Origin of the sequence: Bizionia gelidisalsuginis, from assembly GCF_008086185.1 — a bacterium.
Lineage (GTDB): Bacteria > Bacteroidota > Bacteroidia > Flavobacteriales > Flavobacteriaceae > Bizionia > Bizionia saleffrena.
In genome coordinates this window covers 241762-265752 of record NZ_VSKN01000001.1, presented here as the reverse complement: position 1 = coordinate 265752, position 23991 = coordinate 241762, and the positions used below count along the sequence as shown (strand labels likewise).

Genomic DNA, 23991 nt, shown 5'->3' with positions numbered 1-23991 from the left:
TATGTTAGTTTTATTACAAATATAACATTTCAAAATTGTTTTAGTCAGCTCCTAATTCGTAATTTCACACAATGAATTTTCTAGCACACATTTACCTCTCAGGGGATAACGATGGCGTTACTATAGGTAATTTTATTGCCGATGGTATTCGCGGTAAAAAGTATCGCGATTATCCAGAGGATATTAAAACAGGTATTTTATTACACCGCCAAATCGATACCTTTACCGATGCGCATAAAACCGTAAGATTAAGCACCAAAAAACTGCATAAAAATTATGGACACTACTCGGGCATTATCGTAGATATTTTATACGATCATTTTCTAGCAAAAAACTGGTCGCGTTACTCTAACGTGCCGCTAGCAGACTATGTCGATGATTTTTATACACTACTTAACAATAATACCGAGGCACTGCCTACCCGCATCACAAATATGATGCCTTATATGATGGCCGATAATTGGATTTTAAACTATGCCAATATCGAAGGAATTTCCCAAACATTAGAGGGAATGAATAGACGAACAAAAAATAAAGCACAAATGAATTTAGCCGTAAACGAGCTCATAGAGTTTTATGATGAATTTGAAGAGGAGTTTACGGCTTTCTTTGAGGAGCTTATTGCGTTTTCAGCAGAACAATTAAAGAGATTACAAGAATGAAAAAACACTACCTACTAATTTTAAGCGTACTAACTATTTGGTCGTGTAAAACCACAACGGACAACACCACGAATACACGTGGTGTTATTGGAGAAAAAGCAATGGTAGTATCTGCCCGCGTTGAAGCTTCAGAGATCGGAAAACGTATTTTAGAAGACGGTGGAAATGCTTTCGACGCTATGATGGCCACCGAACTCGCTTTGGCTGTTGCCTATCCCTACGCCGGGAATATTGGTGGTGGTGGTTTTATGGTCTACCGACTAAATAATGGAGATATCGGTGCGTTAGATTATAGAGAAAAAGCACCGTCGGCCGCAACTACAAATATGTATTTAGATAAAAACGGAGACGTCATTCCAGAATTAAGTACACGTGGTGCTCTGGCCGTGGGTGTGCCCGGTACAATCGCCGGCGTATTTGCAGCGCACGAAAAGTTTGGAACGCTACCTATAAAGACCATCTTGACACCGGTAATCGCTCTTGCAAAAAGAGGGGTTGTCGTTACCGAAAAACAAGAAGCGCGTTTAAACGAAAAACGCAACGATTTTTTAGTAACGAATACCGATACCATTCACTTAGCGAAACATTGGAAAGTACACGACACTATAGCTTACCCAAATCTAGCAAAAACACTCGAAACGATAATGCTAAAGGGACCCGATGCTTTTTATAAAGGGGACATTGCAAAAACATTAGTTCGTTTTCTTAAAGAGAATGGCAGTATTATTACGGAAGACGACTTAGCAAAATACGATGCCAAATGGCGTACACCAGTCACTTTTAATTACGATGATCTACGCATTATTTCTATGTCGCCGCCGTCGAGTGGTGGTATTGCTTTAGGACAAATAATGAAATCTATCGCGCCTTTCGATTTAGAGGCGATGGGCCATAACTCGGTAAAAGCCATTCAAGTGATTGCCGAAGCTGAACGCCGTGCCTATGCCGATAGAAGTTACTATTTAGGAGATCCTGATTTTGTAACCATACCTCAAGACCAACTGATTAGTGAGGCGTATTTAAAAGACCGAATGGCTACCTTTTCATTTGAAAAAGCAACACCGTCAACCGAAATAGAACATGGTAAAGTAGATATTATCGAAAGTGACGAAACCACGCACTATTCTATTGTCGATCAGTTTGGTAATGCTATTTCCGTAACGACCACTTTAAACTCGGGGTACGGTTCTAAATTATATTGTAGTGAATTGGGCTTCTTTTTAAACAATGAAATGGACGATTTTTCTAGTAAACCGGGTGTCCCAAATGTCTATGGTTTAATTGGTGCCGAAGCAAATGCTATTCTCCCCGAAAAAAGAATGCTTAGCACAATGACGCCAACCATTGTAGAAAAAGACGGCAAACTACTTATGAGTGTGGGTACACCGGGTGGGTCGACGATTATAACATCGGTATTACAAACTATTTTAAACGTTCACGAGTATAAAATGACGATGCAAGATGCGGTGAATGCGCCGCGTTTTCACCACCAATGGTTACCAGACGAAATACGAATGGAACCGCATAGTTTTTCAGGGGCTATTATTAAAGAGCTAAACGAAAAAGGATATATAACTAACGAAACGCGAACGCCAGTTATAGGAAAAGTAGATGGCGTTTTAGTATTAGACAATGGCACATTAGAAGGTGGTGCAGATAAACGAGGCGACGATGCAGCTGCTGGGTTTTAAAAACATAATGTACAGACTCCGCTTAAGATTAATTTGAAGCGTATTAAAGGCTTTCAAACGAAAAATCTATTTAAATTTACAGTTACAAATCAGAATCTATTCAGATTTAAATCAACGCTATAAAAATAAACGTCAATGAAAAAAGGATTAAAAATAGTCATCGGAATAATTATATTTTTCACTTTGCCTTCGCTGCTTCTTTTTGGCTTTGTATACCTTAAATACAACGAAAAACTCCCAACGGGAATAGAAAACGAACAAGCCAATGTTTTAGCAGAGCGTATGCTGGATGAATTAAATTATGAAGCTTATAAAAACACCGATTATATAGAATGGACCTTTAAAAGACGTCATCATTTTAAGTGGAATAAAGCCAAAAATACGTGTGAAGTTTTATGGAAAGACTATAAAGTAAGTCTAGATTTAGGCACACCATCGCAAAGTGAGGTATTTAAAAATAATGTAAAAATTGAAGGTGACGACAAGCACCAATATATTGAACAAGCAACCAAATACTTTAATAACGATTCCTTTTGGTTGGTTGCACCTTACAAAGTGTTCGATCCCGGCGTAACCCGAAAAATTGTTACTTTAGAAAACTCTAAGAAAGCGTTGTTGGTTACCTATAATTCTGGTGGCACAACGCCTGGAGATTCGTATTTGTGGCATCTAGACGATTCCGGGAAGCCTACTCATTTTCAAATGTGGGTCGATGTTTTACCTATCAACGGGCTAGAAGCCTCTTGGAACGATTGGACGACCACAGAGACCGGTGCCGTTTTACCAACCTTTCATAAAATGTTAGTCTTGGGTATTGAATTAGAAAATATTAAAACAACACCCAACGACGCATCAATGTAGTTTAAGAAAAACCTAACGTATTCCATTTCAAAACCATTGGCAAAAATTGTATCTTTGCCATCTTGCTAAAATTTGAGGCAAAACAGCTATTTTATGACCAATTTTGAAGATAATATTGAGGTACAAGGTGCCAGAGTACATAACTTAAAAAATATAGATGTTACCATTCCTAGAGAAAAACTTGTAGTTATTACAGGGTTGTCAGGAAGTGGAAAATCGTCTTTAGCCTTCGATACTATTTATGCTGAAGGACAGCGTCGTTATATTGAAACATTTTCGGCGTATGCGAGGCAATTCCTTGGCGGATTAGAGCGCCCCGATGTGGATAAAATTGACGGACTTTCGCCTGTTATTGCTATCGAGCAAAAAACAACAAGTAAGTCACCGCGTTCCACAGTGGGTACGATTACCGAAATTTACGACTTTTTACGTCTATTATATGCGCGTGCCAGCGATGCTTACAGTTACAATACAGGCGATAAAATGGTGAGCTATAACGATGAGCAAATCAAAGAATTAATTATAACCGATTTTAAAGGTAAACGCATTAATATTCTAGCACCTGTGGTCCGTTCTCGTAAAGGACACTATCGCGAATTATTCGAGCAAATTGCAAAACAAGGGTTTGTAAAAGTAAGAACAGATGGCGAAATTGTAGACCTTAAAAAAGGAATGAAGCTGGATCGTTACAAAATGCACGACATTGAAATTGTAATCGATAGACTTAAAATAGACGATACAACAGAAAATGACAAACGCTTAAGCGAGACCATTAATACGGCAATGTATCACGGCGACGATGTGCTTTTAGTAATCGATCAAGACACGCAAGAAGCACGTTATTTTAGCCGAAACTTAATGTGCCCAAGTTCTGGTATTTCGTATCCCAATCCAGAACCTAATAATTTTTCATTCAACTCTCCAAAAGGAGCCTGTAGCAATTGTAGTGGTATTGGCGACCTCTATCAGGTCAATGAAAATAAAATTGTTCCCGACGACAGCTTATCGATAAAAAACGGAGCATTAGCGCCGCAAGGTCCAGAGAAAAAAAGTTGGATTTTCAAGCAATTAGAAATTATTGCACAGCGCTATAATTTTAAATTAACCGATCCTTATAAATCCATTCCCGAAGAAGCTAAAAAAATTATTTTATACGGTGGTAACGAGAAATTTACAGTCGACAGTAAAACGCTTGGCATCGCCAGAGATTACAAAATAGATTTTGAAGGGATTGCTAATTTTATCGAGAACCAATACAACACTGCTGAATCTAAATCTTTACAACGTTGGGCTAAAGAGTATATGGACAAAGTAGAATGTCCGGTGTGCAAAGGTGCGCGTTTACGTAAAGAATCTTTATATTTTAAAGTGAATGGTGAGAATATTGCACAATTAGCCAGTAAAGACATTGTAGATTTGGCGGAATGGTTTGATACGCTAAGCAAAAATCTAACAGAGAAACAGCTTAAAATTGGAGAGGAAGTGATTAAGGAAATTAAAGCTAGACTTCAGTTTTTACTCGATGTTGGTTTAGATTATTTATCCCTAAACCGAAGCTCGAAATCACTATCTGGTGGCGAGGCACAGCGTATTCGATTAGCGACTCAAATTGGTTCGCAATTAGTGGGTGTGTTATATATTCTCGACGAACCAAGTATTGGTTTACATCAACGCGATAACGAAAAACTAATCAACTCATTAATTGCGTTGCGCGATATTGGAAACTCGGTAATTGTTGTCGAACACGACAAAGATATGATAGAACGTGCCGATCATGTTATTGATATCGGACCGCGCGCTGGAAAATATGGTGGCGAAATTATAAGTCAAGGAACACCAAAACAACTATTAAAAGAGCACACGCTAACTGCCGAATACCTTAATGGTACGCGAAAAATAGAAATCCCTAAAAAGCGCCGTGAAGGAAACGGCAACTTTATTGAATTAAAAGGCTGTACAGGAAACAACTTAAAAAACGTATCGGTTAAATTTCCTTTAGGAAAAATGATTGGCGTTACTGGCGTTTCCGGAAGCGGTAAGTCGACTTTAATTAACGAAACCCTCTACCCTATTCTCAACGCATATTATTTTAATGGCGTAAAAAAACCTATGCCCTATAAAAGCATTAAAGGTTTAGAGCATATTGATAAAGTAATCGATATTAATCAATCTCCCATTGGTAGAACACCACGAAGTAATCCTGCAACTTATACAGGAACTTTTGGAGAAATAAGAAGTTTATTTGCAAAAATTCCCGAAGCACTAATTCGTGGTTACAAGCCCGGACGTTTTAGTTTTAATGTCTCCGGCGGACGTTGCGAAACGTGTAAAGGTGGTGGTTTACGGGTTATAGAAATGAATTTCCTTCCAGATGTGTACGTAGAATGCGAAACCTGCCAAGGGAAACGCTTTAATCGCGAAACCTTAGAAATTCGTTATAAAGGTAAAAGCATCAGCGATGTTTTAAATATGACTATTAATGAAGGGGTTGACTTTTTTGAGAACATTCCGAAGATTTATAGAAAACTAAAAACCATTCAAGAGGTTGGTTTAGGTTATATTACATTAGGGCAGCAAAGCACAACCTTATCCGGTGGTGAAGCCCAACGTATTAAACTTGCTACCGAATTAAGCAAACGCGATACCGGAAATACCTTTTATATTCTAGATGAACCCACAACAGGACTTCACTTTGAAGATATTAGAGTGCTAATGATAGTGTTAAACGAATTGGCCAATAAAGGCAATACTGTGCTAATTATTGAACATAATATAGATGTTATAAAAACGGTAGATCATATTATAGATATCGGTTACGAAGGCGGAAAAGGAGGCGGTGAAATCATCACAGAAGGCACGCCAGAACACGTTGCAAAACACAAGAAAAGTTACACCGCAAAATTCCTGAAAAAAGAGTTACAATAACTATTGCGTTAATATATTAGTTATTTGATAAAAAATTAACGTTCTCATAAAATTTTGTTTACTATATTAGTAACATAACTTAAAACCAAAATATTATGAGAGGTATTCTTTGGCTTGTAGCCGTAATTTGTATTATTGTTTGGCTCCTAGGTTTTTTAGGAGTGATGCCAGGCATTGGAACTAACAATTTAATACACATATTATTAGTAATAGCTGTAATAGTTATACTATACAATATAATTACTGGACGTAAACCATTATAAAAATAGATAAAACACGTTCAAAAACGAGCCAAATGGCTCGTTTTTTTTGGGACATAACGGACGCCAAAATAAATAAATTTTTAAAAAAAATTGAATACCTTTTTTATGTCCTAAATTCTATTAAATTTGTTTTTAACAATTCAAAATAAACACGATTCAAATACTATATTAAATGAGAGAAGAACAACATCACAAAGGTTGGAATGAGAATAAAACAAACGACTCTTGGGCCATTTTTAAAATTATGGGAGAGTTCGTTTACGGATTTGAAAAAATGAGTCAAATTGGGCCTTGTGTATCCATTTTTGGATCGGCAAGAACGCAACCCGATCATAAATATTATAAGCTTACAGAGGCTATAGCACAACGTATTTGCGAAGCGGGCTATGGTGTTATCACTGGTGGTGGACCAGGAATTATGGAAGCAGGTAACAAAGGGGCGCACTTAGCCAACGGTATATCGGTAGGTTTAAATATAGACCTTCCTTTCGAGCAGCATGACAACCCCTACATCGACAATGACAAATCTTTAGATTTCGATTACTTTTTTGTACGGAAAGTTATGTTTGTAAAATACTCGCAAGGTTTTGTTGTAATGCCTGGAGGCTTCGGTACTTTAGACGAACTTTTTGAGGCGATTACCCTTATTCAAACCAATAAAATTGAAAAATTCCCTATTATTCTTGTCGGTAAAGATTTCTGGGAAGGCTTAATTGATTGGATAAAAAAGACCGTTTTAGACAAATTTACCAACGTGAGTCCTGGCGATTTAGATTTAATACATCTAGTAGACACCGAAGATGAAGTGGTTACGATTTTGGACGATTTCTACAAGGAGTACCGCTTAAGTCCAAACTTTTAATCATTATGCTATGCTAATCTCTTAATTTTTTCGTTATTACTAAAAAAAACGCTACACCCCATTGAAATATTTTTACACCACACTACTCGCGTGTCTATTTTTCAGTATTACTACTATTGGTCAGAATACAATGGCTATTACTGCCGATTTGGATGTTGAAACAAAAAGCATTCATATTGAGCAAAACATGACGTATTTTAACGATTCTAATAAAACCTTAGACACTATTTATTTAACCGATTGGAGTCATAGTTATTCAACTAAAAACACACCGTTGGCTACCCGATTTGCCGAAGAGTTTAAGAATACATTTCATTTCGCGAAAAACGAAGACCGTGGATTTACAGTATTATCAGAAATTACAGCTGAAAACAAAGGGGTTACTTACAACCGATTAAAAAATAATCCAGATATTATTGCAGTAGCATTAAGCACACCGCTATTGCCAAATAAGGCGTACCATCTTAGTTTAAAGTACACGCTACAGATCCCTAACGATAAATTTACGAGGTATGGCGTTACAGATACTAATGATTATAATTTAAGATTTTGGTACATAACACCCGCTGTTTTCGATGGCGAATGGCACTACTTTAGCAATAAAGATTTAAACGATGCCTATGTGCCAAAATCTAATATTACGGTGCAATTTACGTATCCAGAAGACTACACTTTAATTTCCGAATTAAACACCGTAGAAACGACGGTTAATAACGCACAGAAAACAACACTGTTAGAAGGAGAGGAAAGAATCAATTCAAAATTATTCTTAAACAAAGCAAATACGTTTAAAACCGTAGAAACCGATTTCTTAACCATTCAGTCTAATATCGATAATGAGGGTTTAAAAGCCACCCAAATGGTTTTAGCTTCCGATAAGGTGTCAGGTTTTATCAGTAATCATTTAGGAGATTACCCACACGAGAAGCTATTACTAACGGCTATCGATTATAAAAGAGATCCTATTTACGGCTTAAACCTATTACCAAGTTTTATCCGTCCATTTCCAGACACCTTTCAATACGAATTAAAATTACTAAAAACAGGTTTACGAAATTTTCTAGAAAACACAGTTCTTGTCAATCCCAGAGAAGAGCAATGGGTTATCGATGGGATTCAGACGTATTTATTAATAAAATATATAGACATTTATTATCCCGAAATTAAACTTACAGGCACTTTAGGAAACATTTGGGGACTTCGCGCCTTTCACGCCGCCGATTTAAAATTTAACGACCAATACAACTTAGGCTATATTCATATGGCAAGAGCTCATTTAGACCAACCGCTTAGTATGGCTAAAGACTCCCTACTTAAGTTTAACGAAAACATTGCAAACAAATACAAAGCTGGTGCTGGATTGCGTTATTTAGACGATTATACAAACAGCGCGCTTGGCGAAAAAGCAATTAAAGAGTTTTTTAAAGACAATGCCCTAAAGCCAACAAATGCAGAAACTTTTATTTCCTACTTAAAAGACAACACAGATAAAGATATCGATTGGTTTTACAACGATTACGTAACGACCAGCGAAAAAATAGACTTCAAAATAAAGCGCGTTAAAAAAGTAGGTGACTCCTTACGGGTAACCTTACAAAATCGCAGAGATAACGAAATGCCAGTTTCTTTATACACCCTAAAAAACGACTCCGTAATTGCCCAACAATGGATTTCTGGATTTCGAGATAGCAAAACCATTACTATAGCAAATTCCGATGCCGATCGTTTAGCGATAAATTATAACAAAATCATACCAGAAGTTAATACTAGAAATAATTGGAAACGCGTTAATACGTTTCTAGATAAACCTATTCAATTTCGATTATTTAAAGACATTGAAGACCCCGATTACAGTCAGATTTTCTTTATGCCAGAATTTGCGTATAATTTTTACGACGGTTTTTCACCGGGTTTAAAACTGTATAATAAAACAGTACTCTCTAAAGATTTTCTATATAAATTTAGTCCAAAATACGCCTTTAAAAGCGACCAATTAGTGGGTAGCGCCTACTTTAGTTACGCCGATCGCAAAGAAGATAGCAATCACTATTTTACCCGCTATACCCTTCGTGGAGAATACTACAATTATGCGCCTAACTTGTCGTACACTTCCTTTACACCGTCCGTAAGTTTTAGATTTAGAAACCCAGACGATTTACGCAAAAATAAAAAGAAATATCTCGATTTTAGATACGTAAATATCGATCGTGAAATCGATTTAATGGGAGAATTTAAAACGGAAGGCGAACCAAAATACAGCGTTTTTAACGCCAGCTATACCGAGGTGAATCCTAATTTAAAAAACTACAGTTCTTGGAATACTGATTTACAAATCGCGCAAAATTTCGGCAAATTATCGACCACTTTAGAATTTAGAACCCTTACCGAAAACAATCGCCAATACAATCTGCGTGCCTATTTTGGTACCTTTATTTACAATAAAACGTATCAAGACACCAATTTCTTTAGTTTTGCCCTAGACCGCCCAACAGATTACCTCTTCGACTACGATTATTTAGGGCGTACAGAAGAAGCCGGCATATTAAGTCAGCAATTAATAATTGCCGAAGGTGGTTTCAAATCACAATTAGAGACGCCATTTGCAAACCAATGGATTTCTACCGTAAATACCAGCACCACGATTTGGCGTTACATTATGGCTTACGGCGATGTCGGTGTCTTAAAAAATCACGATACGAGCCCTAAGTTTGTTTACGACAGTGGTATCCGTTTAAATTTAGTCGAAAATTATTTCGAATTGTACTTCCCTATTTACTCTAATAAAGGCTGGGAAATTGCACAACCAGAGTACGATAAAAGTATCCGTTTTATCGTTACACTATCGCCCAACACACTCTTAAAACTGTTCACTAGACGCTGGTATTAAGTATGTTACTATTTAAATTTATGGTGTTTACTAATTAAAAAAAATTAGCACCGCGCTATACGCTAAATCTTTTATTTGGAAAAAATAAAAGGATATCGCTACTATCGCTAACACAAAACAAAAACTCATTATTATATTATTAGCGAAAATCGCGATTTATCGCATTTAGTAAAAATATCGCAATAAAAACCTCTTTTTGCGCCATAATTCGCAATAATTAGACCCGTTTAGGTATTGTGAAATTTATAAATTTTGCCTAATTTTGCAGAAAACTACACATATTATGCAAACATTATCAGACTTAAAAAAGGACATGTCTTTTGAAGACTTTAAAGCACAAGTTTTAAACGATTATAAGACCGCTGTAACCAGTCGAGAATGTAGCTTATTAGGAAGACGAGAAGTGCTTACAGGTAAAGCCAAATTCGGGATTTTTGGAGACGGTAAAGAAGTCCCACAATTAGCATTAGCTAAGGCGTTTCAGAATGGCGACTTTAGATCAGGTTACTACCGTGATCAAACCTTTATGATGGGGATAGGAGAACTTTCTATTGAGCAGTTTTTTTCAGGATTGTATGGTAACACAAATTTAGAGCAAGAGCCAATGTCTGGAGGGCGCCAAATGGGTGGACACTTTACAACTCATAGTTTAGACGAAAACGGAAACTGGAAAAACTTAACACAACAAAAAAACTCGAGTGCAGATATTTCTCCTACCGCGGGACAAATGCCACGTTTATTGGGCTTAGCGCAAGCTTCAAAAATATATAGAAATGTAGAAGGCATCGCTGCCGATAATTTTTCTGTTAACGGTAACGAAGTCGCTTGGGGTACTATTGGTAACGCTAGTACTAGTGAGGGCTTATTTTTCGAAACTATTAACGCCGCTGGTGTTTTAGAAGTACCGATGGTAATGAGTATTTGGGATGACGAGTACGGCATTTCGGTGCACGCGAAACACCAAACTACCAAAGAAAACATATCTACTATTCTTAACGGTTTTCAACGTGAAGAAGGAACTAATGGCTACGAAATATTACGTGTTAAAGGCTGGGATTATGTTGCTTTAATGGCAACGTATCAAGAAGCTTCAAAAATAGCAAGAGAAGAGCACGTTCCTGTTTTAATTCACGTTAGCGAATTAACGCAACCTCAAGGACACTCTACTTCGGGCTCTCACGAACGTTATAAGAATAAAGAGCGTTTAGAATGGGAAACAGAAAACGATTGTAATGTAAAAATGAGATCTTGGGTTATCGCTAGTAGTATTGCTACAGACGAGGAGCTAAAAGACATAGAAAAAACAATTAAAAAGCAAGTAAGAGACGGTAAAAAAGCCGCTTGGTCTGCTTTTATAGAGCCCTTTCAAGCCGAACGTAAAGAAGCCTTAGAGATACTTAATAAAGTAGCTTCAGCGAGTTCTAACAAAGCATTTATTGAAAAAATAGTTAACGATTTATCAGAAATTAGCGAACCTAACAGAAAAGACATTCTGTCTTCTGCTCGTAAAATTTTGCGTTATGTTTTAAACGAAAACTCGTCAGCAAAACAAGAATTACAAGAGTGGATAAACGCTTACTTTGTAAAAATTCAACCTGAATTCAGTAATAATTTAGTAAACGATACAGCCTCTTCAGTAATTAATGTAAAAGAAGTAAAACCACAATACGCTTCCAATGTTGAGGAAGTAGATGCACGTATTGTAATGAGAGACAACTTCGATGCTATATTTAGTAAATATCCAGAAGCACTAATTTTTGGTGAAGATTCAGGAGCGATTGGCGATGTTAACCAAGGTCTAGAAGGTTTACAAGAGAAGTATGGCGAATTACGTGTATCGGATGTGGGTATTAGAGAGGCGACTATTTTAGGTCAAGGTATTGGAATGGCGATGCGTGGTTTACGCCCGATTGCCGAAATTCAATATTTAGATTATATTTTATATGCTTTACAGATTATAAGTGACGATTTAGCAACCTTACGCTACCGTACCAAAGGACGCCAAAAGGCCCCGCTAATTATACGTACCCGTGGTCACCGTTTAGAAGGTATCTGGCACTCTGGTTCCCCATTAGGTGGTATTATTAACTTAGTGAGAGGTGTACACGTTTTAGTGCCACGAAATATGACTAAAGCTGCTGGTTTTTATAACACATTATTACAAAGTGATGAGCCTGCACTTATTATAGAATGTTTAAATGGCTACCGTCTAAAAGAAGAATTACCGACTAATTTCGGAGAGTTTACAACACCAATAGGTGTGGTAGAAACCGTAAAAGAAGGTTCTGATATTACGTTATTATCGTACGGTTCTACGTTAAGAATTGTAGAGCAAGTCGCTAAAGAATTACTAGAAGTTGGTATTAATGCTGAGGTGATTGATGCACAATCGTTATTACCTTTCGATTTAAACCATGATGTAGTGAAAAGTCTTCAAAAAACAAACCGTTTAATGGTGATTGATGAAGATGTTCCTGGAGGAGCTTCGGCGTACTTATTAAACGAAGTGTTAAACACACAAAACGGGTATAAGCATTTAGATAGCCAACCTAAAACATTAACAGCAAAAGCACACAGACCAGCTTATGGAACGGATGGAGATTACTTCTCTAAACCGTCTGCCGAAGATATTTTTGAAGCGGTTTACGAAATAATGAACGAAGTTAACCCTAAAGATTTTCCGAAATTAAGATAAGTTACCTTTCGAATAAATATAACAACCTAAAACCTTTCAACGCATTCAGTTCGAAAGGTTTTTTGGTTAAAAAATAGTCGGATTGTAAACTGCCATTCTTTTTAAAAGGGATGTTTACATTTATTATTTCTTTGTAATTAGCCAACAATTAGTTTTTATTAAAATATATTAGCTATTTATAAATTATCTTTAAACGTATTATCTTACGGCAAACAATAGTCCATAGTACAATGCAAAATACAGAAAACCCTCAATTAACCACTCGCGATTGGTTAGCCATTGAGCGCACAAAATTAGCGAACGAACGTGCTTTTTTGGCCTATTTTAGAACCTTTATTGTGTTTTTAGGCTCGGGTATAACGATTCTAAAACTGGAATGGTTTTCGGATATTAAGTCGTTTGGCGTTGTGTTATTATTTTGTTCGCCTGTACTACTAATTGTAGGCATTGTACGCTTGGTGTACGTTAAGAAAGTTATTAGAAATCACTATAAATAGTATGAAAGCTGCTTCCGTAAAACAACTTAAGGACGAATTAAAACACACCTCTCAAGAAGATTTAATGAACTTGTGTTTAAGACTCTCTCGTTTTAAGAAAGAGAACAAAGAGCTACTCACCTATTTACTCTTCGCGTCGCAAAATGAAGCCGATTATATTGAAAGTATAAAAGAAGAAATAAGCGAACAGTTCCGGCAGATTAACACAAACAGTTATTTCTATATTAAAAAAAGTGTTCGGAAAATACTGAGAATTATTAAGAAATATGTGCGCTATTCTAGCCAGAAAGAAACAGAAATAGAGCTTCTCATTTATTTTTGCGAACAACTAAAAGCTTTTAAACCTTCTATAAAAACCAATACTACCTTATTATTAATTTACAACAGGCAGATTGTAATTATTAAAAAGAAAATCCCCGCACTTCACGAAGATTTACAATACGATTTTAACTTAAAACTTGAAGATTTGTAAACGACTTAAATTGGGGTATAAAAAAAGCAAATCATTTCGATTTGCTTTTAGGACCTTATTTATTTGCTATATTATGGTGTTTGGCCTGAATGCTTCCCTTCGAAAATTTCCTCTATTAATTTAGCATTAAAAGCTGGTAAATCGTTAGGGTCTCGACTGGTTACTAAACCTTCGTCTACCACAACTTCTTCATCGTACCATTTAGCACCTGCATTAACAATATCAGTTTTAATAGAACCGTAAGAGGTCACTTTTCTCCCTTTTAAAACTTCAGCTTCCGCTAATAACCAAGGCGCGTGACAGATAGCTCCTACAGGTTTGTGGTTTTCAAAAAACGATTTTATAAAGGCAATTGCTTTCTCATTTCGTCTTAGCGTATCTGGGTTGATCACCCCTCCCGGTAACATTAGTGCCTTATAATCACTTTGAGATACGTCGTTCAAGGTTTTGTCCACGTTATATGCTTTTCCCCAATTTCCATCGGCCCAAGACTTTATTTCTCCCGATTTTTCTGAGATAATATGTACTTCTGCTCCGGCGTCTTCCAGTGCTTTTCTAGGTTCTCTTAATTCACTTTCTTCAAATCCATTAGTCGCTAAGATTGCGACTTTTTTTTTATTTAAATTTTCCATTTTTTGATGTTTAAGATTAGTATTAATTCCTATTAAATATACTTAGAAATCAAAACTTCAAATAATTACAGCATAATTTTAACGAGAATTTAATATAAAGTGTTAAGAGGCCTGCTTGAAAAGTTAAACGCAGAATGTTTTAATTCAATATGTTAAACAACATTTCTTTTAATAAATCTTTTTGCGGCGTAGCGTTAGAATTGACACCTTTACTTTTAACATCAAATTCTCGAAGACGACCAATAACTCCGCTCACTTTTCGCATTGGGAAATTTCGGGCGGCCTCTATATATTCATTTACAAAATAAGGATTCACTTTTAATGCTGACGCCACATTTCTCGGCGATTTATCGCTCATTCCATGTAAATGAAGTAACTGCGAAAAGAAATTAAACAGTAAAGACACCGTAACAACCATAGGGTTGTCTTTTGGGTTTTCGCCAAAGTACTTAATAATCATATACGCCTTAACATCGTTTCTTGCTCCAATAGCTTTTCGTAATTCGAAATTATTATAGTCTTTACTAATCCCTATATTTTCTTCGATATGCAATGGTGTAATTTCGGAGTTTTTAGGTAACACAATCTGCAGTTTTTCTAACTCGTTGTTTATTTTCCCTAAATCAGTTCCTAAAAACTCTACTAGCATTTGCGAGGCCTTTGGGTCTATCGTATAGCCCTTTGTAGAGAGCACACGGCGAATCCAATCTGGCACCTGATTATCGTATAATTTTTTACTTTCGTAAATAACCCCCATTTTTTTTATGGTTTTGTAAACCGCTTTACGCTTATCTACCGACTTATATTTATAACACAAAACCAACACTGTAGAGAGTTGTGGGTTTTTAGCATAATCGTTTAACTTGTCTATGGTTCGCGATAAATCTTGAGCTTCTTTTACAATAATCACCTGCTTATCAGACATCATTGGGTAGCGTTTTGCTTGCCCTATGATATCGTCTATGGTAACATCGCGACCATACAACACCATTTGATTAAATTCTTTTTCCTCTTCGGCTAATACGGTGTCTTCAATAAAATCTGAGATCTTATCAATGTAATACGCCTCCTCACCCATTAATAAATAAATAGGTTTTAGGTTTTTCTTTTTTATATCAGTTACTAACTGTTTAACTTCGTCCATTAAAAAAAATTCACCAAATTTGTGTAGTGCAACAATTAAATTTCCCTACATATTCGTTTCGATTCAAAAATAGCGAAAATAAAGTTTCTATATTCGATGCTATTCGTAAAAAATTCGTAATTCTTCAACCCGAAGAATGGGTCCGCCAGCACTGTGTGTGGTATTTAATCGAAGAGAAAAACTACCCGAAATCCCTTATTAATGTTGAGAAAGAACTTATCATCAACGATTTAAAAAAACGCTATGATATAGTGGTGTTTAATCCCGATGGCAGTATTCACTTAATTGTGGAATGTAAAGCTCCGAAAATTGCTATAAAACAAAACACCTTCGACCAAGTGGCGCGTTATAATTTAGCGTTAAATGCTACTTATTTAATGGTGACTAATGGTTTGAATCACTATTATTGTCAAATGGATTTTGATGCTGAAAAGTATCAGTTTCTAAAAGAGATTCCCAATTATAAAAAATAAGAATGAAATTAGCTGTTGTTATATTAAATTGGAATGGAAAAGAGTTATTAGAAACCTTTTTACCTTCAGTCGTAAAACACTCACAAAACGCGACGATTTATGTGGCCGACAATGCCTCTACCGATGCTTCACTGGCATTTATCCGCACGCATTATCCTTCAGTGAAAATCATAGAAAATAAAAGTAATGGTGGCTATGCAAAAGGCTATAACGACGCTTTAAAACACGTTGAAGAGCCTTTATTTTGCTTACTGAATAGCGATGTAGAGGTTACCGAAAATTGGCTCACTCCTATTATTAACACGTTTAAAGCAGAACTGGAAACAGCAATCATTCAGCCTAAAATTTTAGATTATAAAAAGAAATCTCATTTTGAATATGCGGGAGCTGCGGGAGGATTTATAGATAAATATGGCTACCCGTATTGCCGAGGGCGCCTTTTTAACACCATTGAAGCAGATACTAATCAGTACAACGACACTACTCCTGTTTTCTGGGCCTCGGGTGCCTGTTTCTTTATAAGAAAAGAAGTTTTCTCTGCTTTAAATGGATTTGACGAATCCTTTTTTGCGCATATGGAAGAAATTGATTTATGCTGGCGTGCTTATAATTTAAATTATAAAACGAAATACGTGGGAACCTCCACTGTTTACCACGTTGGCGGCGCAACGCTAAACGCTATAAACCCTAAAAAAACATACTTAAACTTTAGAAATAGTTTGTTTTGTTTGTCTAAAAATGCCTCTGGCAATCTATTCGCCTTAATTTTCGTACGTTTGGTATTTGATGGTTTTGCTGCTTTAAAATTTTTAGTTGATTTAAAACCGAAACATATTTTAGCCATTTTACAAGCACATTTTAGCTTTTATAGACATCTTAGCACGCTTTTAAAAAAGCGTACAAAGAGTCCTCAAATTAAAAACTACTACACCAAAAACAGTATTGTATGGCTGTATTTCGCTCAAAAAAAGCGTTATTACAGAGATTTGTAACTGTTATAGTAAAAGTTTTGTTAATGCTTCTTTTAACATTTAATTTTTATATACTTTTGATATTGTTCAACAATTAAACCATCTTATTAAAATTATGAAAAAAATCATATTGTTTGGTGCCGTAGCACTACTTACTTTGGGTTCATGTGTTTCTAAAAAGGAATACTTAGCATTAGAAGGTAAGCACAAGGAAACACAAGACTTACTAAATACCGCAACAGTTAAATTAAATCGTTGTTTAGCGGATGAAGCAGCATCGGCAGCTAGAGCAAAAGGACTTAGCGAACGTTTAGCCGATATGAAATCGACTAACCAAGCGTTAATTGAAACGTCTAAAGATATGACGGTTCTTACTACCAAAGGCGCTACTAATCTTGAAAAATCTCTTGAAAGTTTAAAAGAGAAAGATTTAAAAATAACGCGTTTACAAGATGCTTTAACTAAAAAAGACAGTGTTACGCTAGCTTTAGTTACAAGTCTTAAGAAAGAAGTTGGATTAAACGATCCAGATATTGAAATTAACGTTGAAAAAAGTGTTGTATTTATCTCTCTATCTGATAAATTATTATTCCAAAGCGGAAGCTATAACATAACTACGAGAGCAAAAGAAATTTTAGCTAAAGTAGCAACTGTTATAAACAGCAAGCCTAATTTTGAGGCTATGGTGGAAGGTCACACAGATAATGTTCCTTACGGAAAAAGAGATGCTCTTTTAGACAACTGGGATTTAAGTGTAAAACGTAGTACATCTATCGTTAGAGCATTACAAGATTTAGGGGTAGATCCTTCTAAATTAATTGCTGCTGGTAGATCTGAGTATGTGCCTTTAGTTGAAAATAATTCAGCTGAAAACCGTGCAACAAACAGACGTACTAAGATTTTAATCTTACCTAGAATTGATCAGTTTTATAATATGATTGAAGAAGAAATGAAGAGTTTATCTAAAGAATAATCCTATTCATTTTATATACTATAAAAAGCCTAATCTTTCGATTAGGCTTTTTTTTATGACACTATTTTAAGTTAATTAAAAAATCTCCAGACTTCCTTTTCCTTCTCTAATAATAACAGGATTGTCACCACCATCAGATAAGTCGATAATAGTAGACGCGTGGTTATCGCCATAACCACCATCGATAACTAAATCGACTAGGTTACCCCATTTTTCAAGTATTAATTCAGGATCGGTAGTATATTCTAAAACGGCATCTTCATCTCTAATAGAAGTTGAAACCAAAGGGTTTCCTAATGCTTTTACAATTTCTAACGTAATCGCATTATCAGGAATACGAATTCCTACTTCTTTTTTCTTTTTAAAAACTGAAGGCAGCGATTTCGATCCTGGCAAAATAAAAGTATAAGGCCCAGGAAGCGCTCGTTTTAATATTTTAAAAGTCGAGGTATCTATTTGTTTTACATAATCGCTAAGGTGACTTAAATCGTGACAAATAAACGACAGATTAGCTTTTTCAAGTTTCACTCCTTTTATTCTAGCGATTTTCTCTAACGCTTTCGTGTTGTTAATATCGCAACCTAATCCATACACCGTATCGGTTGGATAAACAATAAGTCCGCCGCGTTTTAAACAATCAACGACCTTTTTTATTTCCTTCGGATTTGGGTTTTCTTCGTAAATTCTTATTAATTCTGCCATAACCGTATTTTTTTGTACTTAAAAATAATTATAATTTTACAAATAAGCTGATTACTAATAATTTAATTAATTAAAATTATCCTTATTGATCAGGCTAAATTAAAATACACCTTAAAGTTAACGGGGCGTTCTAAACTACGAACGAACGCTAGTATATTTATTATTGCTAGTAGACCTTAAAAGACTACGCTTAAACTGTTTTTTTTGTTAAACTACAAAACACGTACTAAACAGTTATTAATTGTTACCCAATAATTTTAAGCTTTGCGAAACGCAACAATAGCTTTTTAACGCCACCAACTTCAAATCTAATTTCTGCTTTTATATCGCCGCCTTTGCCATCTATTTTAAGAACTTCTCCTTTTCCAAAGCGTAAATGCTTTACAAAGTTACCAACGGCCAATTCACCATCGAACAAATTAGTATTCTCTGCCGTAGCGGCTGTTTTTTCAACTTTTTTCAATTTTTTAGGAACGCTTAATTTAAAATTTTCTGGTTCCTTTTTATTCGACTTCTTTTGGAGTTTAGGTTGCACGGCTTTTTTAAATCTTATTTTGTTAGGTGGTGCATCTCCAAAAATATCTTCGGAGAGCATTGGGTTTATACGACGCTCTTCAATAGGCGTTAAATTTTCAACATATTGTTCATCTATTTCTTCAATAAAGCGACTAGGATCTGAATCTATTAATTTACCCCAGCGATATCGCGATAACGCATAGGTTAAATACGCTTGCTTTTCGGCACGTGTTAACGCAACATAAAATAAACGGCGTTCTTCTTCAAGCTCACTTCGCGTGTTCATACTCATTCCACTAGGAAATAAATCTTCTTCAAGCCCTACAATATAAACGTGAGAAAACTCTAGCCCTTTTGCTAAGTGAATAGTCATTAATGCGACGTGGTTTTCATCTCCTTTATCAGAATCCATATCAGTAGCTAGCGCCACATCTTCTAAAAATTCGGCTAACGAATCTGAAGCATCAGCAAGTTCTAGTTGTCCTTCAACGAAATCTTTAATACCATTTAAAAGCTCCTCGACGTTTTCGAGTTTAACAACACCTTCCGGTGTACCGTCTTTATTAAGTTCTTTAAGTAATCCAGTAGTTTTAGTAATGTATTCTGCTAAATCGAAAGCATTCGCAGTTTGATTCATTACTTGAAAACTTTCGATAAGCGTTGCAAAGTCTTTTAATTTATTTCGTGTTCCGCCATTAATTTTAATATCTACTTTATCGATATTTTTTAAGACTTCAAATATAGTTTTTTTGTAACCATTGGCTGCAACCATTAAACGATCTATGGTTGTTTGACCAATACCTCGCGCCGGATAGTTAATAACACGCTTTAACGCTTCTTCATCGGCAGGATTTATCACCAAACGCAAATACGCCAAAACATCTTTAATTTCTTTTCGTTGGTAAAATGATAATCCGCCATAAATACGATACGGAATTTCGCGTTTTCTTAAAGCGTCCTCCATAGCACGCGATTGCGCATTGGTACGGTATAAAATAGCAAAATCGCTATTAGGCATTTGGTGTTGCATTTTGTTTTCGAAAATACTACTTGCTACAAATCGCCCTTCGTCGCCATCGGTAAGCGACCGGTGAACAACAACTTTAGGCCCTTCTTCGTTGGAAGTCCAAACCACTTTCTCTAATTTAGTTTGATTGTGCTCGATAACAGAATTTGCCGCATTTACAATATTTTTTGTAGAGCGGTAATTTTGTTCTAATCTATATAATTTTACGTCATCGTAATCTTTTTGAAAATTTAAGATGTTATTAATATTCGCTCCCCTAAAGGCATAAATACTTTGCGCATCATCACCAACAACACAGATATTTTGAAAACGATCGGCCAAAGCACGAACAATTAAATACTGGGAGTGGTTGGTATCTTGGTACTCATCGACCAAAATATATCTAAATTTATCTTGATATTTGGCTAAAACGGCTGGAAACCGCGTAAGGAGCTCGTTAGTTCTTAGAAGTAAATCATCGAAATCCATAGAGCCTGCTTTAAAACAGCGGTCTACATATTCTGCATAAATTTCTCCCATTTTCGGACGACGCGCCATAGCATCGGCTTCCATTAGTTCTGGATTCTTAAAATATGCTTTAACTGTAACCAGACTATTTTTATAAGAGGAAATACGCGAATACACCTGTTTTGTTTTGTAGACATCTTTATCTAAACCCATTTCCTTAATAATAGAGCCCATTAAGCGCTGAGAATCTTGAGTATCGTAAATCGTAAAATTACTAGGAAAGCCTAAATGATGTCCTTCAAATCTTAAGATTTTAGCGAATACCGAGTGAAAGGTTCCCATCCACAAGTTTTTAGCTTCACCACTACCAACAATTTCGGCGATACGCCCTTTCATTTCTTTTGCTGCTTTATTAGTAAAGGTCAACGCTAAAATATTGAACGAATCGACACCTTGACTCATTAAATAGGCAATTCTAAAGGTTAATACACGTGTTTTTCCAGAACCTGCACCTGCGATAACAATCATTGCGCCGTCTTTTTGTATCGTAGGTGCTAATTGTGCTTCGTTTAACTGACTTAAATACTTCTCCAAACTCTTGTTATTTTTAGGGTATAAAAATAGTAATTGTCGTTGGCATTACCCCACTGGTTTAGGTAATAATTTTAAACATTTAGCAATAGCTACAGAATGCACTTAGAGAGCGCATCATTTTAATCGGTTAAAGTTTTTCTATCACCCTATAATTGTCTTTGTATTATAAATTGATTATTTTTGAGTAAAAATTTACAATTAAACTATTATGGATACTGTTCTAGATTTTCTATCTAATATTTCTTGGTGGATGTGGGTTCTTATAGCCCTTATACTTATTGCTCTTAGAGATGTTTTACAAAGAAAACATACCATTAGTCACAACTTTCCTATTGCAGGACACTTTAGGTATCTATTAGAAAGTATAGGACCAGAATTACGCCAATACTTTGTTGCAAATAATCGCGAAGAATTACCTTTTAACCGTATTGAACGGGGTTGGATTTATGCCTCAGCAAAGCACCAAAATAATTACGAAGGTTTTGGTACAGATCGCGATATTTACGCACATCAGCACATTTTTATTAATAATGCAATGTTCGCTTATAAGTTTCCTGTAGATCACCCAAATGCTGTAGACCCCGCTTTTTTGCCCTGTGCAAAGGTAATGGGATCTTTCAATAAAAGAAGAAAACCGTTTCGCCCTGCTTCTGTAATAAATGTATCGGCAATGAGTTTTGGATCTCTTTCAGCAAAAGCTGTAGAATCTATGAATAAGGGAGCTAAAATTGCTGGAGCTTACCACAATACTGGAGAGGGTGGTTTATCTCATTATCACCGAAATGGTGCCGACGTTGTTTTTCATTTTGGTACAGGTTACTTTGGTGTTAGAGATGATAACGGTAATTTTTCTATGGATAAAATGAAGAAGTTAGTGGAAGATTTCCCTTATATAAAAGCCATAGAAATTAAAATATCTCAAGGCGCAAAACCAGGTAAAGGAGGTGTTTTACCAGCTTCTAAAATTACTCCCGAAATTGCAAATATTAGAAGTGTCCCGCTAGGACAAGATGTACTTTCTCCACCAACACATTCGGCATTTAGCACCGTTCCAGAAATGCTTCAACTCATTGAAGATATAGCTGAAGTTACCGGTTTACCCGTCGGAATTAAAGCTGCCATAGGAAAATTAGAACAATGGAAAGAGTTAGCGAACTTAATGAAAAAAACAGGTAAAGGCCCCGATTTTATTACCGTAGATGGTGGTGAAGGAGGTACTGGAGCAGCGCCGCCAAGTTTTGCCGATCATGTATCGCTACCGTGGGTGTACGGATTTAGTGACTTATATAAAGTGTTCAAAGAAAGAGACCTTACCGAGAGAATTGTTTTTATAGGAAGTGGTAAGTTAGGTTTCCCTGCGAAAGCTGCTATGGCATTTGCAATGGGTGCAGATTGTATAAATGTGGCGCGTGAAGCGATGATGAGCATTGGTTGTATTCAAGCGCAAATTTGTCACACCAATAAATGTCCAAGTGGTGTTGCCACCCAAAGTAAGTGGTTACAAAATGGTATAGACCCAACTTTAAAATCCATTCGTTTAGCGCAATACTTTAAAACCTTTAGAAAAGAATTTATAGAAATTACGCACGCCGCAGGTTACGAACACCCTTGCCAATTTACAATGGATGATATCGATTTAAATATTAATGATAGAGAATTGACCAAAGAATTAAGTAGTGCTTTTAAATACAATAAAACACTCGTTCCCTTTACACGTATGCAAGATTTGAAAGAGTGCATATACTTAGGCGGAAAGGACGGTAAAACGTTGAAAGCAGAAACTAATAGCAATGAAAGTAATACTTTAGCTAATTAAATAAAAGTAACAAAGAAAGTGTAAAGCGTCTGGAATAAGAATTCTAGGCTTTTTTTTAGTCTTTATTTTTAATTCAATTTTAATACTTGCTCATAAACTCCTTGTAATAAATTGTAAAAAGCGCCTCTTTAAAAACGCTACTTAAAAAGTGCTAGAAAGGCTTTTTTATTGGTTCTGGAAATAGGCACACGTTGGTCGTTTTGTAACAAAAGGTAGCCTTCGTTTTCAAAATGACGCACTTTTTCTAAGTTTACAATATGAGATTTATGACATTTAAAAAAAATGTTGCTCAATAGTTTCTCAAAACGTCCAAGATTATAAGAGCTAATTATTGTGGTAAGATTGGTTAAATGTATTTTTGTATAGCCTTCATACCCTTCTAAATGCAAGACTTCTTCTTGCGGTATAAAGGATAACCCTTTAGCGGTTGGCACTATTATCTTTTTATTATTAGAGAGCGTATTGGTTAATAAGTTTACTAATTTGGAGTTGGTATTAAAGTCTTTTTTTTCTTGTACTATTTTAACCGCCTTCTCCACTGCAACTATTAAATCTTCGTCATCGATTGGTTTTAAAATATAATCTACAGCATTTTGTTTAAAGGCTTCCACGGCATATTCGCTGTATGCGGTAACAAAAATAACTTGAAATTCGATTTTCTCAAGTTTAGCTAGCACATCGAAACCACTAATACGAGGCATTTCAATATCTAAAAACACCAAATCTGGTTGGGTCTCTTGCAACCCTTTTATTGCGTCTTCTGGCTTCTGAAAAGTATGAACTACTTGTATTTCTGGAAATAATTTTCCGAGTTTCTGCTTTAAACCTTTCAGGTTAGTAATTTCATCATCAATTAAAATAGCGCTTATCTTGCTCATAAA

General features: G+C 35.8%; 19 protein-coding genes. 14 read left to right on the top strand and 5 right to left on the bottom strand.

Going from position 1 to position 23991, the window contains the following annotated elements:
* Positions 1 to 71: 71 nt before the first annotated feature.
* From ES677_RS01225 to ES677_RS01180, 10 genes are all read left to right on the top strand, one after another.
* Entirely contained in the window at positions 72 to 662 is a 591-nt protein-coding gene (locus ES677_RS01225) for an acyl carrier protein phosphodiesterase (protein ID WP_148380183.1), read from the top strand.
* Entirely contained in the window at positions 659 to 2353 is a 1695-nt protein-coding gene (gene ggt, locus ES677_RS01220) for a gamma-glutamyltransferase (protein ID WP_148380182.1), read from the top strand. The genes ES677_RS01225 and ggt overlap by 4 nt, the downstream gene beginning before the upstream one ends.
* A gap of 135 nt (positions 2354 to 2488) precedes the next feature.
* Entirely contained in the window at positions 2489 to 3214 is a 726-nt protein-coding gene (locus ES677_RS01215; RefSeq protein WP_148368583.1) for a hypothetical protein, read from the top strand.
* A 93-nt stretch (positions 3215 to 3307) separates the two neighbouring features.
* On the top strand, positions 3308 to 6139 hold the full coding sequence (uvrA, locus tag ES677_RS01210) for an excinuclease ABC subunit UvrA (protein WP_148380181.1): 2832 nt from the start codon (positions 3308 to 3310) through the stop codon (positions 6137 to 6139).
* 95 nt (positions 6140 to 6234) lie between these two features.
* Positions 6235 to 6402: a lmo0937 family membrane protein gene (locus tag ES677_RS01205; protein ID WP_148368585.1), complete on the top strand. Its 168-nt coding sequence runs from the start codon at positions 6235 to 6237 to the stop codon at positions 6400 to 6402.
* Positions 6403 to 6574: 172 nt separating this feature from the next.
* A complete protein-coding gene (locus ES677_RS01200) occupies positions 6575 to 7264 on the top strand; it encodes an LOG family protein (RefSeq protein WP_148368586.1) in 690 nt (229 codons plus the stop codon).
* Between the two features lie 61 nt (positions 7265 to 7325).
* Positions 7326 to 10151 carry a gluzincin family metallopeptidase gene (locus ES677_RS01195; protein WP_148380180.1) on the top strand — a complete coding sequence of 942 codons (2826 nt, stop codon included), beginning with the start codon at positions 7326 to 7328 and terminating at the stop codon, positions 10149 to 10151.
* 283 nt (positions 10152 to 10434) lie between these two features.
* Positions 10435 to 12846, top strand: coding sequence for an alpha-ketoacid dehydrogenase subunit alpha/beta (locus ES677_RS01190; protein ID WP_148380179.1), 2412 nt, complete (start codon positions 10435 to 10437; stop codon positions 12844 to 12846).
* Between the two features lie 230 nt (positions 12847 to 13076).
* Complete coding sequence (locus ES677_RS01185; protein WP_148380178.1) at positions 13077 to 13343, top strand: DUF202 domain-containing protein; 267 nt, start codon at positions 13077 to 13079, stop codon at positions 13341 to 13343.
* A gap of 1 nt (position 13344) precedes the next feature.
* The gene (locus ES677_RS01180) at positions 13345 to 13815 is read left to right on the top strand and encodes a hypothetical protein (protein WP_148368590.1); all 471 of its coding nucleotides are present in this window, start codon (positions 13345 to 13347) and stop codon (positions 13813 to 13815) included.
* Between the two features lie 71 nt (positions 13816 to 13886).
* Here the strand turns inward: ES677_RS01180 and ES677_RS01175 are convergent, their stop codons facing one another.
* Complete coding sequence (locus ES677_RS01175) at positions 13887 to 14447, bottom strand: type 1 glutamine amidotransferase domain-containing protein (RefSeq protein ID WP_148380177.1); 561 nt, start codon at positions 14445 to 14447, stop codon at positions 13887 to 13889.
* A 139-nt stretch (positions 14448 to 14586) separates the two neighbouring features.
* Positions 14587 to 15591, bottom strand: coding sequence for a DNA polymerase III subunit delta (gene holA, locus ES677_RS01170; RefSeq protein ID WP_148368591.1), 1005 nt, complete (start codon positions 15589 to 15591; stop codon positions 14587 to 14589).
* A gap of 26 nt (positions 15592 to 15617) precedes the next feature.
* Between holA and ES677_RS01165 the strand changes: the two genes are divergently transcribed.
* The 3 genes from ES677_RS01165 to ES677_RS01155 all read left to right on the top strand — a co-directional run bounded on the left by ES677_RS01165 (position 15618) and on the right by ES677_RS01155 (position 18008).
* Positions 15618 to 16064, top strand: coding sequence for a type I restriction enzyme HsdR N-terminal domain-containing protein (locus ES677_RS01165; protein WP_148368592.1), 447 nt, complete (start codon positions 15618 to 15620; stop codon positions 16062 to 16064).
* A gap of 2 nt (positions 16065 to 16066) precedes the next feature.
* On the top strand, positions 16067 to 17056 hold the full coding sequence (locus tag ES677_RS01160) for a glycosyltransferase family 2 protein (RefSeq protein ID WP_148380176.1): 990 nt from the start codon (positions 16067 to 16069) through the stop codon (positions 17054 to 17056).
* A gap of 94 nt (positions 17057 to 17150) precedes the next feature.
* Positions 17151 to 18008 (top strand): OmpA/MotB family protein, encoded by an 858-nt coding sequence (locus ES677_RS01155; RefSeq protein WP_148368594.1) that lies wholly within the window; start codon positions 17151 to 17153, stop codon positions 18006 to 18008.
* A gap of 75 nt (positions 18009 to 18083) precedes the next feature.
* On the opposite strand, the gene ES677_RS01150 is transcribed toward ES677_RS01155, so the two are convergent.
* Together ES677_RS01150 and ES677_RS01145 are read right to left on the bottom strand one after the other, a co-directional pair.
* Complete coding sequence (locus tag ES677_RS01150; protein ID WP_148368595.1) at positions 18084 to 18710, bottom strand: L-threonylcarbamoyladenylate synthase; 627 nt, start codon at positions 18708 to 18710, stop codon at positions 18084 to 18086.
* Between the two features lie 244 nt (positions 18711 to 18954).
* On the bottom strand, positions 18955 to 21294 hold the full coding sequence (locus ES677_RS01145; protein ID WP_148368596.1) for an ATP-dependent helicase: 2340 nt from the start codon (positions 21292 to 21294) through the stop codon (positions 18955 to 18957).
* Between the two features lie 208 nt (positions 21295 to 21502).
* Between ES677_RS01145 and ES677_RS01140 the strand changes: the two genes are divergently transcribed.
* The gene (locus tag ES677_RS01140) at positions 21503 to 23110 is read left to right on the top strand and encodes an FMN-binding glutamate synthase family protein (protein ID WP_148368597.1); all 1608 of its coding nucleotides are present in this window, start codon (positions 21503 to 21505) and stop codon (positions 23108 to 23110) included.
* Positions 23111 to 23247: 137 nt separating this feature from the next.
* Here ES677_RS01140 and ES677_RS01135 read toward each other — a convergent pair whose 3' ends face one another.
* The gene (locus tag ES677_RS01135; RefSeq protein ID WP_148368598.1) at positions 23248 to 23988 is read right to left on the bottom strand and encodes a LytR/AlgR family response regulator transcription factor; all 741 of its coding nucleotides are present in this window, start codon (positions 23986 to 23988) and stop codon (positions 23248 to 23250) included.
* Between the last annotated feature and the right edge of the window lie 3 nt (positions 23989 to 23991).

Coding starts and splice junctions, on each gene's coding strand:
- ES677_RS01225 (WP_148380183.1), top strand. CDS start 72: ATGAATTTTCTAGCACACATTTACCTCTCAGGGGATAACGATGGCGTT.
- ggt (WP_148380182.1), top strand. CDS start 659: ATGAAAAAACACTACCTACTAATTTTAAGCGTACTAACTATTTGGTCG.
- ES677_RS01215 (WP_148368583.1), top strand. CDS start 2,489: ATGAAAAAAGGATTAAAAATAGTCATCGGAATAATTATATTTTTCACT.
- uvrA (WP_148380181.1), top strand. CDS start 3,308: ATGACCAATTTTGAAGATAATATTGAGGTACAAGGTGCCAGAGTACAT.
- ES677_RS01205 (WP_148368585.1), top strand. CDS start 6,235: ATGAGAGGTATTCTTTGGCTTGTAGCCGTAATTTGTATTATTGTTTGG.
- ES677_RS01200 (WP_148368586.1), top strand. CDS start 6,575: ATGAGAGAAGAACAACATCACAAAGGTTGGAATGAGAATAAAACAAAC.
- ES677_RS01190 (WP_148380179.1), top strand. CDS start 10,435: ATGCAAACATTATCAGACTTAAAAAAGGACATGTCTTTTGAAGACTTT.
- ES677_RS01185 (WP_148380178.1), top strand. CDS start 13,077: ATGCAAAATACAGAAAACCCTCAATTAACCACTCGCGATTGGTTAGCC.
- ES677_RS01180 (WP_148368590.1), top strand. CDS start 13,345: ATGAAAGCTGCTTCCGTAAAACAACTTAAGGACGAATTAAAACACACC.
- ES677_RS01175 (WP_148380177.1), bottom strand. CDS start 14,447: ATGGAAAATTTAAATAAAAAAAAAGTCGCAATCTTAGCGACTAATGGA.
- holA (WP_148368591.1), bottom strand. CDS start 15,591: ATGGACGAAGTTAAACAGTTAGTAACTGATATAAAAAAGAAAAACCTA.
- ES677_RS01160 (WP_148380176.1), top strand. CDS start 16,067: ATGAAATTAGCTGTTGTTATATTAAATTGGAATGGAAAAGAGTTATTA.
- ES677_RS01155 (WP_148368594.1), top strand. CDS start 17,151: ATGAAAAAAATCATATTGTTTGGTGCCGTAGCACTACTTACTTTGGGT.
- ES677_RS01150 (WP_148368595.1), bottom strand. CDS start 18,710: ATGGCAGAATTAATAAGAATTTACGAAGAAAACCCAAATCCGAAGGAA.
- ES677_RS01140 (WP_148368597.1), top strand. CDS start 21,503: ATGGATACTGTTCTAGATTTTCTATCTAATATTTCTTGGTGGATGTGG.
- ES677_RS01135 (WP_148368598.1), bottom strand. CDS start 23,988: ATGAGCAAGATAAGCGCTATTTTAATTGATGATGAAATTACTAACCTG.